Origin of the sequence: Paenibacillus sp. p3-SID867 (assembly GCF_025142895.1) — a bacterium.
Classification (GTDB): domain Bacteria; phylum Bacillota; class Bacilli; order Paenibacillales; family Paenibacillaceae; genus Paenibacillus_AQ.
Genome location: NZ_JAMBDM010000008.1, coordinates 312,867 through 324,946 on the forward strand (window position 1 = coordinate 312,867; position 12,080 = coordinate 324,946).

The 12,080-nt window shown below is 39.7% G+C and carries 12 protein-coding genes and 1 pseudogene; all 13 read left to right on the forward strand.

Annotated elements, in window-relative coordinates:
- Positions 1–41 precede the first annotated feature (41 nt).
- The 13 genes and pseudogenes from M4D81_RS18390 (at position 42) to M4D81_RS18450 (ending at position 11,802) form a co-directional block, all read left to right on the forward strand.
- On the forward strand, positions 42–596 hold the full coding sequence (locus M4D81_RS18390; RefSeq protein WP_260067547.1) for an NUDIX hydrolase: 555 nt from the start codon (positions 42–44) through the stop codon (positions 594–596).
- Between the two features lie 225 nt (positions 597–821).
- Positions 822–1,382 carry a GNAT family N-acetyltransferase gene (locus M4D81_RS18395; protein ID WP_260067548.1) on the forward strand — a complete coding sequence of 187 codons (561 nt, stop codon included), beginning with the start codon at positions 822–824 and terminating at the stop codon, positions 1,380–1,382.
- Positions 1,383–1,760: 378 nt separating this feature from the next.
- The gene (locus M4D81_RS18400) at positions 1,761–2,219 is read left to right on the forward strand and encodes a VOC family protein (protein ID WP_260067549.1); all 459 of its coding nucleotides are present in this window, start codon (positions 1,761–1,763) and stop codon (positions 2,217–2,219) included.
- Between the two features lie 324 nt (positions 2,220–2,543).
- A complete protein-coding gene (locus M4D81_RS18405; RefSeq protein ID WP_260067550.1) occupies positions 2,544–3,125 on the forward strand; it encodes a hypothetical protein in 582 nt (193 codons plus the stop codon).
- Positions 3,126–3,344: 219 nt separating this feature from the next.
- The gene (locus M4D81_RS18410; RefSeq protein ID WP_260067551.1) at positions 3,345–3,674 is read left to right on the forward strand and encodes a DUF3024 domain-containing protein; all 330 of its coding nucleotides are present in this window, start codon (positions 3,345–3,347) and stop codon (positions 3,672–3,674) included.
- A gap of 380 nt (positions 3,675–4,054) precedes the next feature.
- Entirely contained in the window at positions 4,055–4,243 is a 189-nt protein-coding gene (locus M4D81_RS18415; protein ID WP_074961996.1) for a DUF4177 domain-containing protein, read from the forward strand.
- Positions 4,244–4,625: 382 nt separating this feature from the next.
- Positions 4,626–5,252, forward strand: a pseudogene (locus M4D81_RS18420) (DUF917 domain-containing protein); the annotation flags it as partial.
- Positions 5,245–6,795 carry a hydantoinase/oxoprolinase family protein gene (locus M4D81_RS18425; RefSeq protein ID WP_260067552.1) on the forward strand — a complete coding sequence of 517 codons (1,551 nt, stop codon included), beginning with the start codon at positions 5,245–5,247 and terminating at the stop codon, positions 6,793–6,795. The pseudogene M4D81_RS18420 and the gene M4D81_RS18425, both read left to right, overlap by 8 nt.
- A 786-nt stretch (positions 6,796–7,581) precedes the next feature.
- Positions 7,582–8,112, forward strand: coding sequence for a chloramphenicol phosphotransferase CPT family protein (locus M4D81_RS18430; RefSeq protein ID WP_260067553.1), 531 nt, complete (start codon positions 7,582–7,584; stop codon positions 8,110–8,112).
- Positions 8,113–8,454: 342 nt separating this feature from the next.
- Positions 8,455–9,336 (forward strand): GNAT family N-acetyltransferase, encoded by an 882-nt coding sequence (locus M4D81_RS18435; RefSeq protein ID WP_260067554.1) that lies wholly within the window; start codon positions 8,455–8,457, stop codon positions 9,334–9,336.
- A gap of 464 nt (positions 9,337–9,800) precedes the next feature.
- The gene (locus tag M4D81_RS18440; protein ID WP_071224268.1) at positions 9,801–10,247 is read left to right on the forward strand and encodes a hypothetical protein; all 447 of its coding nucleotides are present in this window, start codon (positions 9,801–9,803) and stop codon (positions 10,245–10,247) included.
- 416 nt (positions 10,248–10,663) lie between these two features.
- The gene (locus M4D81_RS34835; RefSeq protein WP_397376705.1) at positions 10,664–10,813 is read left to right on the forward strand and encodes a P-loop NTPase family protein; all 150 of its coding nucleotides are present in this window, start codon (positions 10,664–10,666) and stop codon (positions 10,811–10,813) included.
- A gap of 230 nt (positions 10,814–11,043) precedes the next feature.
- Entirely contained in the window at positions 11,044–11,802 is a 759-nt protein-coding gene (locus M4D81_RS18450; protein WP_260067555.1) for a DUF5694 domain-containing protein, read from the forward strand.
- The last annotated feature ends 278 nt before the right edge of the window (positions 11,803–12,080 follow it).

Below are 12,080 nucleotides of genomic sequence, written 5' to 3' on the forward strand. Positions count from 1 at the left end.
CCAGCCATTATAAAAAACTCGATAAAGGAATTGAAGCTTAAATGCAGTTGATTAGAAAAATTACTGATCATGAGATTCTCGGAGGCCCTATTAAATTGATAGAGCCAGTGTCACGATTTGCTTCAAGAGGTGTGTTAATTGATGGAGCGTTGAATGTAGCCATGATGTACATGTCAAAACTTGATTTATACAAATTGCCAGGAGGAGGAATCGAAGAAAAAGAAACAAAAGAGCAGTCTTTCTTAAGGGAGATTAAAGAAGAGACTGGATATGAGGCAGAAGCAACTTATGAACTGGGGTATATTGAAGAACATAAAGCAAAAAATAACTTTTTGCAGATATCTTATTGTTGGATAGCAAATGTAAGGAAAAGGATATGCAGTTTAAACCTAAGTGAAAGTGAAAAACAACTCGGTATGACGGTTAAATGGATGACATTAGATGAGGCATTAGAAGTAATGAGTGAGTCACTTATACATTGTAATGAGTACTCAACAAAATTCATGATTATACGAGATAAGACAATCCTTGAAATTGCTTACGAAATAATAACAAAGAGTGAAAAAAATATTTGGGGTAACTCGAAGAAGGCCTAACCTCCTATAATAAAGTATTCACGTAGCGGGCCGACTGACGTCGTCCCTTGGTCCGCCCGAGGCATTTCATGGAAGCTGAATCAGGCGGACAACTCTGACCGACTAACCGCATTCCGGCCGGCTCCTCCAGAGCCTTAGTCGGTGAGGATTCACTGAATACAATGACGTTATAGGAAATCAACGCACAATCGAATAAAGATAAATTATAGAACGGAGAGAACAAACATGAATCCAATTCTGCTAGACTTTCCGACAAGTTTTACAACTGACAGGTTGTTAGTAAGAATGCCACTCCCAGGTGATGGAAAGATTGTGTATGAAAGCATTAAGGTATCAATAAACGAGCTGAAGGAATGGATGCCGTTTGCTCAGAATGAGCAAACGGAACAAATGTTTGAAGCCAATATTAGAGATGCGCATGCGAAATTTTTATCTAGAGAAGATCTTAGACTTTTGATTTTCCATAAAGAAACAAACCATTTTATTGGATCTTCTGGTTTGCATAGGATAGATTGGAATGTTCCTAAATTCGAAATCGGATATTGGATTGATTCGAGATTCAGTGGAAGTGGTTTTATGACGGAAGCTGTGCAAGGGATTACGGACTTTGCTTTCTCTAATTTGAAGGCGAGAAGAGTTGAAATTCGATGTGACTCTTTAAACTTAAAGAGCAAGGCAATCCCGGAACGCTTAGGTTTTCAGTTGGAAGGAACCCTTAGAAATGATGATTTATCAGCCGATGGAAGTAGATTAAGATCTACACTTATATTTGCAAAGATTCAGTAAAGAGTGATCTTGTTAGTGACTCGAGAAGGCTTTGACAACTATAACACCATACTCACGCTTCGGGCATTCGCCCTCGGTCCGGCAGGAGTCTGCTGTAGATTCGACGAGAGCATTTCACGTATACAAAGATAATCAGCCGGACACATCCCACCACCTAACCGCGTCGCGGCCGCACTTCAGGCTTAAGGTGGTGGGATGTCGTAATTAACGTTATATGACATACCCGAAAACCCAATCTCACATTTTCCTATACCATGATTTTTCATTGTTCTCATGAATTATGAGAAAGTGTTACTTTAGAAGGAAATAGTGACTCTTTAATGAAATAACCTTGAAAATAATCAGGTAAGAAATTTGTACACAAGGAGAAATAAAACTATGGAAAAAAATAAATTACTAAGAATGGACAATGTCGGCATCGTTGTAGAATCCCTTGATGACGCAATTTCTTTCTTCGAGGAGATCGGCTTAAACCTCGAAGGGCGAACCACTGTCGAAGGGGAATGGGCTGGTCGCGTAACCGGACTAGGTTCTCAGTGTGTAGAGATTGCTATGATGGTTACCCCAGATGGCCACAGCCGGCTTGAGCTTTCGCGATTTCTCACCCCACCTACGATATCCGATCACCGGACGGCTCCTGTAAACTCCCTTGGTTATTTACGCGTCATGTTCACAGTTCAAAACATTGATGAGATGGTATCCAGACTCACTACTAAGCATGGTGCGCAACTCGTTGGCGAAATGGTTCAATACGAGGATTCGTATCGGCTCTGCTACATTCGTGGAACCGAAGGACTTCTAATCGGTTTGGCGGAACAACTCGTAACAAATAAGTAAGTGACGGTTTTTTTAAAAAAAGACTCTATTGAAATATAAGTTAATAGGTAAAAATAAAAAAGAATAGCTCTGTGAAAGTATCTCAAAGAAGTAGAGTGCGTCATATAACAGCATATTCACGCATCGATCATTCGCCCTCGGTCCGCAGAAGTTATTGGCAGGGAAGTTTAGGCTGCGGACACATCCGACATTCGTCGGATGTCGTGAATACTGATTACGGAGAACTTATAAATTAAGAATTACGCGATTACGGCCAAACTTAGTAAAAACTATAATTTATATACATTAAAAGAAGGGTGTTATTGTAGGGGAGAGTAGCTGAATATGAGGAGATTCTACCTATTTTCATTTATTCTGGTTATTTTGTTTTTATCGGCTTGTCAATCATCAGAACAATTAAAGCCGATAAAAGAAGAAACCATTGATTTCAACATAAACACTGCAATTGAAATGGTTGAGAAGAAGGAAAAAATGATCATTGATTTAGCATTGAGAGAAAAGGTGTCAAAACTGGAGTATAAGGAATTAGAGAAATCCTTTACCGAAGAGTTTGGAGTCCATGCTAAGGATATTCTATCTATATTATTTATCCATAATATGGATTCCGATCCCGAGTCAGATATGTATGTACAACAGAACACATTATACCCAACTGTCTTTCATAAAGGAATAACTATAACAAATGCGGTCATCTATAAGAGTTACTTCGAGAATGAGTTTTTTAATCAAACTAGTTTAAGCATTAAGGAAGAATATGTTGGTGATGATGAGAAGTTAAAGGATTGGAAAAGAGAATACATATTTACTCCAAACAAAAATGGAGAATGGGAATTAAATGGATTTTCTGGAGTGATGAATTTCTTAGGCGAGGATTATAATATGAATTATTTAGAGTTAAAGAGGTAAAAAGTTAACCATCGAAGACCATCACATGTGCAAAAGAATCTCATGGAGCATGAGCTACAATTTACCGAGGTACGGTGCGCTCGAACCAAAATAAGTCATACCATGATACCACGGCGCTACACGCCTTAAGCCTCTCGGGTTCGTGAATACAAGAACGTTATGAGACATCATCATGATATAATCAAAGCAAAACCGATTAGGGCAGGAGAGATAGAATCCATGGATGATTTTACGAAGAAGCGGATTATGAAAATCATGGACCAATACACCCAAAATGCAGTACCAGAACATGTGAAAAGCCAGATTAGAATCACTTACAAGATCAGAGGTAATCATGTGACATTGATTGAAGAAAGACAAGGATACAAAAGCGAGCAATGGGTGCAGCAGCCAGTAGCTCAGTTCAGATTAGATGAGAATGAATGGAATATATATTGGCAAGACAGTAAAGGGAAATGGCATTTCATAGATGATATAGAACCGAATGAAAATTTTGAAATACAGTTAAAGATCGTGGACGAAGGGCATAACGGAATGTTTTGGGGTTAGCTCCAACTGGTCAATGACATCTCATAACATAATATTCAAGAAGCGACTCCTTGCGGAGCCTTGGTCTGCTGGATGGATTTCGGAGAGAAATTTCAGCAGACACATCCGCCTTCGTTGGACGTCGTGAATACGGAAACGTTAGATAAAATTAATGAGATTAAAACCATGAAAAACAGAAGGGTCATGAACAATTTATTATTGAAATTAATGGATATTTTGCACAAACCAATCCTTTGTTTAGATTTAGAATCTAGCAAGAGTTACATAATAAATGAAAAAAAGAAGAGATTGAAGGCCTTGAATTGACATATTAGTGATACAGACATTGATCGTATCTACAAACCACAGTACTAAACAAACTGAGAACGGAGGGAGATAATATGTACGAATATACCTTTGTTGACACTTCATTGGGTGGATTTTTCTCAGATGCAACACATCAACAGACAATTATTGAATATGCAAGAGAGGGGTGGCGGTTAGTTCAAGTACTTCCCACTAATTATAATGGATATGGAAAGCCAACTCATTACGAGATTATATTTGAAAGACCAGTACAAAATAGTTGAAAATTTAAAGTTTATGAAGTGAGAGCATCTTAAAGAGGACATCATTTCATCTAACTGCGTATTCGCGCAGGCGTCAGGCGTGTTGCCTTGGTCCCACCTCACATAACATTACATCTACGCAGCGGGGCATTCGCCCCTTGGTTGTCAAAAGTTCAAGCATAGAAGAATATACAGACGTTACACGCCCCGGCCTTAGATAGCACTTATCTAAGGCCGGGGCGCGTCATGAATGCGGGTGCGTTATAAGAAAACCTTAACAGGGGATGAATATTGGTACGAGTCGAATTTTAACGGAAGCATCTTGTGAACCTGGCCGAGTGTGCAAAAAATTCATAGTTGGCAAAGGAACTTACTTGGTTGCTTATCATAACGAGGGTTATACATCGGCATCTTTGAGACCATTGATAATAAGTGGACGGAACGGCTCGCCAGAGCGGCCACGGTTGAAATGGGTGCCAGTGCTTTAGTAAGCCTGTACCCGGCAACGGGTGCTCAAATCAAGCAGAGCGGCGTTCATCATATCGTGACCCTGTCCGAACAGATCGGAGCCATCATTACATCGAAGAATCGGGACGCAGGCGATAAGCTTCAAGAACTGCTGAGACTTGTGTCCGGCTATGAACTTTTCCAAGGTAAAATTGTGGACGTTATCCGGGAAACCAAGGGCGGATTTAACCTCGGCCAGATGCATCTTGAAGGAATCGAGGCGTTTAAAGGCGGAGAGATGAAGGTTCATTTTCAAAATGAAAACCTGATTGCTGAAAAGAACGGTCAAGTGGTAGCGATGACCCCTGATTTGATCTGTCTGGTTGATTACGAAACCTTGTCGCCTGTAACTACGGAGAGCCTGAAATACGGAAAACGCGTACGGGTTATTGGGCTGCCCGCTCATGATAAGTGGAGAACGGAAAAGGGAATCCAGACGGCAGGACCAAGATACTTCGGATATGATTACGATTATGTTCCTATTGAGGAAATGGTGAAAAAGGCGGTGGCTGAGAATGTATAGAATCGGGATCGATGTAGGCGGCACCAACACAGACGCCATCATTTTGGATGAGAATTATCATCTGGTTCATGCGGTGAAATCACCAACAAGTCTAGATATTAAAACGGGTATTGAAACCTCGCTTCGGAATTTGCTGCAGGAATCGAATATGGATAAAACCCAAATCACGCATGCCATGTTAGGTACAACCCAGTGCACGAATGCCATTGTTGAACGCAAAAAGCTGGCCCAAGTCGGCGTCATTCGTCTGGGTTACCCGGCAACCGCTTCCGTTGCGCCGTACACGTCCTGGCCAGAGGACATGGTTCAGTCGCTGTCGGGTAAATATGCTCTCGTTCATGGCGGATATGAATATGACGGACAAGTGCTTGGAGAAGTCGATGAAGCTGAAATTAGAGCTCTTTTAGAGGAATGGGGGAGCCGTGTCGAGTCCATCGCGGTTATTGGTGTGTTTTCATCCATTAAAAATGATCAGGAGCTTCAGGTTCGCGATCTCATCCATCAAGTATATGGACCGGAATTCCCTGTTTCCTGCTCCTCCCTGATCGGTTCGGTAGGATTAATTGAGAGGGAAAATGCGACCATACTCAATGCAGCATTGTGCAAGGTTATTGAAACGACAACCCAAGGATTTGTGCAAGCGTTAGAAGAAGAAGGCATTACAGACGCAGCGGTGTTTTTATGCCAGAATGACGGTACTTTAATGTCGATCGATTACGCTAAACAATTTCCGATCCTAACCATTGCATGCGGGCCAACGAACAGCATACGCGGTGCCTCTTATTTGGCGAAGATTAAAGATACGATGGTTCTCGACGTGGGAGGGACTACATCGGACATCGGGGTTTTGCAGGACGGGTTCCCAAGAGAATCCTCGGTTGCAGTCGAGGTTGGAGATATCCGCACGAATTTCCGCATGCCGGATATTATCTCCATTGGACTGGGCGGCGGAAGCATCGTGCGCTCGGACAACGGCAAAATTACGGTGGGACCTGACAGCGTAGGATACAAGATTGGACAGGAAGCGCTGGTCTTTGGCGGACAAACGTTGACTACAACAGACATTGCCGTTAGGCTGGGTCTCGCGGATGTCGGGGATAAGAGCTTGGTAGCGCATCTGGATGAGGACTTCGCTAAAAAGGTGCAAGCTGAAATTGCAACCATCATTGAGCAGGCCATTGATAAAATGAAGACATCGTCGGGAGACGTTGAGCTTGTATTGGTAGGCGGTGGCAGTGTCGTTATACCGGACACGATTCGCGGGGTATCCCATATGATTAAGCCTGAGAACGGGGGCGTAGCCAACGCCATTGGCGCATGTATTGCTCAAATCAGTGGACAATATGAACAAATTTATATCTATTCTACTGAGCCCCGTGAGGATTCATTAAAAGATGCGCAAGAAAAAGCCGTGAAGCAGGCGGTGCTGGCTGGCGCTGATCCGGCTACGGTGGAGCTCGTGGAAGTGGAAGAAACCCCGCTGGCTTATCATCCGGGAAATGCGACGAGACTGAGAGTGAAAGTCGTAGGAAACATGAAGTAGAAGAGAGGCTTCACATAAGTTTATGCAACTTGTGTGAGGCCCTTTTTTGTTACTTAACATCGTATCCACGCTGCGGGCCTTGTCCCTTGGGTCGCAAGATGAGGGGACAGTGAAGCTGAATCAGCTCACTACCCTGCGAGGCTAAGATCGTCGGACCCGGCACATTCGCGTCTTAAGTCTCTCGGGTTCGGTAGATACAAGAACGTTAACTGAAATTATAGCAGACAGCATTACAGATCTTATATAAATAAAAATAAACAAACAAAACCTATAAAAGTGTTATAAATTGAGTTATACTGAGGTAAAAATAAGTAAGGGGCCGTGCTGGAACACGACTCCAAAGCACAATAACTGCATAAAGAGCAGTCGGCCACAGGAGTCTGGTCGAGAAACAGACCGTTACCTTAGCGAGGGCGGTCTATTTCTTTTTCATGTAGGTGAGCAAAGCCAAAATGAACATACTGATATTATCATGAATTATGAATTGAGAAAAATAGAAGATTGAATAACAAAGTATGTATTGTAGGAATCACAAGATAGGCAGTAACATCACTTAATAATGCATCTACGCTGAGGGGCTTTCGCCCCTTGGTTGTTGGACGATTTTACGAGGGGAAATATTCTGACAACACACGACCCGGCCTAAGATAGGACTATCTAAGGTCGGGTCGCGTCGCGTCGTAGATGCGAGAACGTTATACGACAGACCGAAGAAAAAATATATAAGGCTGATGACAATATAAAGAGTATATGTACATTAAACCCATGCGAAGGAAGTTGAGAAATTTGGATAAAGGGAGAATTATATTTTTGAATGGCGTTACAAGTTCAGGTAAAACTTCAATAGTAGAAGCTATGCAATCTTACTCGAAACCATTTTTTTATGTAGTTGCCAATGATCTTTTTGAAAATACGATTGGTGATAAACATCTACAGATAGACTACTGGAAGTATTTAAGTGAAGTAATAATTATAATGTATCATACAGCAAAATTATTTTCGGATAGTGGAAAGCATGTAATAATCGATGGGATACTTGTTGAAAGGCCCGAGTTAAAGCCGCATTATGATAAAGTCAAAGAGATTTTTAATGGGTACCCTTTGGAGATAGTCGAGGTGTACTGTCCTCTAGATCTTTGTCGTAAGCGAAATATAGTACGTGGTGATAGAAGAGAAGAACAATCAGATGAGCAAAATAATATAATGACACAAAACATTCGTTATAGCTGCTCAGTGGACACGAGTTTGAATACACCAGAAGAATGTGCAGAAATTATTATTACATCATTATTCAAAAAGAATGATAAACAATCGTAAATGAGTATTATTGATAGCGACTCGCAGGAGTCGGGCTCATCGGATAACAACGTGATCTAGCTTCGTGGCTATCGTCACTCGGTCTCTCGAGGAGTATCATGGAAGTAGATCAAGGTAGACGACCGGTTCCCTAAGATAAGACTATCTAAAGCCGGGTCGCGTCGTGAATACATGAACGTTACAAGAAATAGCAGCAAGACATCATAATTGTTTCTACTCTATCAAACGGAGTGAACCCCTTTAGTTATAATTGATCTTTACCACCAAACGATTGGAGGTAAGGGATATAGTTTACTTAAGGTTAATGACATAAAAATTAATTATATTTCTGGGGGGCTTAAAATGAATATTATTTTTAGAAGATTCGATGATTCTTGTTATGATAATGTTTGCGATTTTTTGATTGAATTATCAGAATATGACCGTAATCATATAAATTGGAATTGGGCCAGGTGGGAGTGGATGTTTTTTCATCCTGAATTTAATAGAGACTTAATGGATAAGATTGGCTTGTGGTATTGTAATGAGAAGTTAGTAGGTATAGCAACCTATGACCACTATTTCGGTGAAGCATTTTTTGCAACTAAACAAGGGTTTGGAGAATTAGAAAAAGATATATTGGAATATGCCATTGCTACTTTCAGTAATGAAAATGGCCTTGGGATTGCGGTGAATGACAAGGATACTCACACTCTAAATTTATTGCCCAGTAAGAAGTTTGTGGAGAATGATCTGACTGAAAACATACTTGAACTTAAATTAGAGAATGTTAGCCTTGATTTTACAACTCCTGAAGGGATAATAGTAAAAAATATTGATATAAAAAATGATTTATATAAGCTTCATCATTTGCTATGGAGGGCATTTGACAACGAAGGATCTGTACCTGTTGATGAAGCTACTATGAGTAAGCAAAAAGTAATGTTGTCAGCAAGAAATTTAAATTCATTCCTACATATTGTTGCAGAAAATGCAGATGGGGAATATGTTGCATACTGCGGCTTATGGTATAGGCAGAATACGGATTATGTCTATGTTGAACCTGTATGTACAATTCCGGAGTATCGGCAAATGGGACTTGGAAAAGCAGTGGTTTTAGAAGCCTTGAAGAGAGGCCGCTCCTTAGGTGCTGAAAAAGCATATGTTATTTCTGATAGTTCTTTTTATAAGTCATTAGGCTTTCAACAGCATTCACATTATACTTTCTATTGGCACCACATCTGATATTTCAATCATGGATTTATGCTTGTTCATACATGTTTAAGAGCATGCTAGAGAAGTGAATCAACGAGGCCAAGCCTCCTCCCTTTGAGATCGGCTTGTTGGAATGGACGGACGAGAGGATCGATTTATTATTGGGATACAACAGGAAATGAAGTAAAATGCAAATTTTTTGGCGATGTTTCAGGAAAAAGATGTTAGAAATAGGCTGTGGGAACGGTCTATCCTTGCAATATCATGGGGCTTGGCGAAAGCAGGGTTTGTTATTGAACAAATGATTGAGGAAACCGAGCATGAAATAACAAAATGCAGATGAAATAATATTTTCGTAAAAAGAGCGAAGATGTTTCCAGTAACCATCGTTATCAAAGCAATAAGGGAGCGAGGGCATCAGATAACAATATATTGACGCATCGTGAACACGAGAATATTAACTGAAACCAGTGAGAAAGGAAATAAACCAGAATATGTATAAGAAGTATGAAATTAAGTATCCTAGATCAGAGTATGTCCAAGTGATAATTTCTATTTTAATTACTTCAATACTAATACAAGTGCTTCGAATAGATGATTTATTATCTGTTATTTGTGTGGTTATATTATTATTAGGTAACCTAATCCGAGTAGTAATGCTATTGAAGAGGATATTAAGAAAAAATAAAGAGTTAGAAATTACAGAAAATACAATTAGGCTTAATCAAGCTGAAGTACCAATTCAACAAATCGAAAAGATTATAATAGAAGGTTATTTTGTACAGAGTATCGGTATCAAGTTAAATGGAAGAAAATTAGTTTCAATGGATTTTCATTTTAGATTTAAGAATAACGAGGAAATTAATATTGAAGAATTAAAGCAATGGGCAAATAGGAACAGGATAAAAGTAACTAGTGGAAGAATATTCAGATGGATATAGATATCCTGAAAGTAATTAAGGGAGTCTTGCCTGCCAGCCGGTAACCTCGTATCTACTCTTCGGACATACGCCCATTGCTGCCGATGAATTTCATAAAAGCAGAAGACCACCATTCGCCGACTAACCGTATCAGCAGCCCCCCGGAATTAAGTTGGTGAAGGTTCGCTGTTACAAGAGCGTTAGTGGAAATTATTTTAATAACCAGGAGAACAAAATGAAAAGAATCATGATAATTGGATCTGGAGGATCAGGGAAATCTCCATTCTCAAGTAAACTCTCTGAAGTCTTAGGGTTACCATTGTATCATTTAGATGCGTATAACTACGTATAGAGTTATTAAACGAAGAATTAAATACCATGGAAGAACAAGACCTGATCTGAATGAGGGATGTCCTGAGCAATTAGATTGGGAATTCATGAAGTGGGTATGGAATTTTAGAAAACATAAAAGACCAGGAATACTTGAAAAGTTGGAAAAATATGAAAAAGAAAAAAATATAATAATACTTAAAACACCAAGGGAAGTAACTAACCTAATAGACAAATTAAATAATAAATTTGAATAAAGGCAATACATCCTCTAACATTGTATCTTCGCTCCGGGGGTGGAGTCTATTGGTCTGCATGAGAGATCGATGAAGCATATTCAGCAGAGCCATATGAAAGGGAATAAAAATGACAAAGGGAAACACTTATATCATAGTCATCATCATTGTGTTGATGTTGAACTTTATTACGATGGAGGGAAGTTATTTGGGGCAAAAATTAATAAAGTCTAAAATAATGGAGGTTCTTTATGGATTCTGCTAACAAATGCACCATTTTGTTACTTGGCACATATCATATGGGCAATCCTGGACTAGATATGCACAATGTTAAGTCTGATGACGTCTTGGCACTAAATAGACAAAAGGAGATTTATGAGGTTGTCGATAGACTTAAACGATTTAATCCAACGAAAATCGCAGTTGAAGCTCTCGCTGATGAACATGAGGCATATAATAATCAGTATCTCTCATATTTGTCAGGTGAATTTACTCTCGGGGCAAATGAAATTCATCAATTAGGTTTCCGTACTGCGGCTGATCTTGGTCATGATAGAATTTACCCTATCGATTGGAATGAATGGTATGGAGGGGTTGCACTAGGACATGTTTATGAATATGCACAATCAAACATGCCTGAGCTCTATCAACGGTTAAATTCTAATAACCAGGAAAAAGCAGAGGCTCTTCAAAAGTCAATGAAAGAAAAAACAGTAAGGGAACTTCTGATGACAGGTAATACTCCTAGTGCAATACAAGGGGACCATGAAACGTATATGACTGTTGCTCGAGTTGGGGATGGTAAAAACAATATAGGAATTGATTGGCTCTGTAATTACTGGTATCGTCGAAATTTAATTATCTATTCTAATATTTCACGAATTTCATCTCATCAAGATAGAATTCTTGTGATTTATGGCTCCGGACATATCCACTTACTAACCCAATTTATTAAAGAGAGTGGTCTTTTTTTACTTGAATCTGTAGAAAAATATCTAGGAGACCGTTAGATAACAGACCTTAACTAATGTAAGACAATACTTCAAATAGCTGACGATTTATGTGTCACGTCGAAGCTGTTGACATCCTATAACATAGTATCTTCGCTGGGGGGTGGTCCGTCGAACCCAGTCGCTGGCGCTATGAGCCTCTCGGGTTCGTGAATACGAAAACGTTAGTTGAAATCGGTTAATACAAACTGACCAAAATGATAATAATGAATGAAATCTGATATAAAACGTTACCTACATGCTCTAAATGCTGATTGAAAGGACTTAATTGCAATGTA

Excerpts from the sequence above, each read along its gene's own strand:
- M4D81_RS18390 (WP_260067547.1), top strand. The coding sequence starts at position 42 with ATGCAGTTGATTAGAAAAATTACTGATCATGAGATTCTCGGAGGCCCT.
- M4D81_RS18395 (WP_260067548.1), top strand. The coding sequence starts at position 822 with ATGAATCCAATTCTGCTAGACTTTCCGACAAGTTTTACAACTGACAGG.
- M4D81_RS18400 (WP_260067549.1), top strand. The coding sequence starts at position 1,761 with ATGGAAAAAAATAAATTACTAAGAATGGACAATGTCGGCATCGTTGTA.
- M4D81_RS18405 (WP_260067550.1), top strand. The coding sequence starts at position 2,544 with ATGAGGAGATTCTACCTATTTTCATTTATTCTGGTTATTTTGTTTTTA.
- M4D81_RS18410 (WP_260067551.1), top strand. The coding sequence starts at position 3,345 with ATGGATGATTTTACGAAGAAGCGGATTATGAAAATCATGGACCAATAC.
- M4D81_RS18415 (WP_074961996.1), top strand. The coding sequence starts at position 4,055 with ATGTACGAATATACCTTTGTTGACACTTCATTGGGTGGATTTTTCTCA.
- M4D81_RS18425 (WP_260067552.1), top strand. The coding sequence starts at position 5,245 with ATGTATAGAATCGGGATCGATGTAGGCGGCACCAACACAGACGCCATC.
- M4D81_RS18435 (WP_260067554.1), top strand. The coding sequence starts at position 8,455 with ATGAATATTATTTTTAGAAGATTCGATGATTCTTGTTATGATAATGTT.
- M4D81_RS18440 (WP_071224268.1), top strand. The coding sequence starts at position 9,801 with ATGTATAAGAAGTATGAAATTAAGTATCCTAGATCAGAGTATGTCCAA.
- M4D81_RS34835 (WP_397376705.1), top strand. The coding sequence starts at position 10,664 with ATGAAGTGGGTATGGAATTTTAGAAAACATAAAAGACCAGGAATACTT.
- M4D81_RS18450 (WP_260067555.1), top strand. The coding sequence starts at position 11,044 with ATGGATTCTGCTAACAAATGCACCATTTTGTTACTTGGCACATATCAT.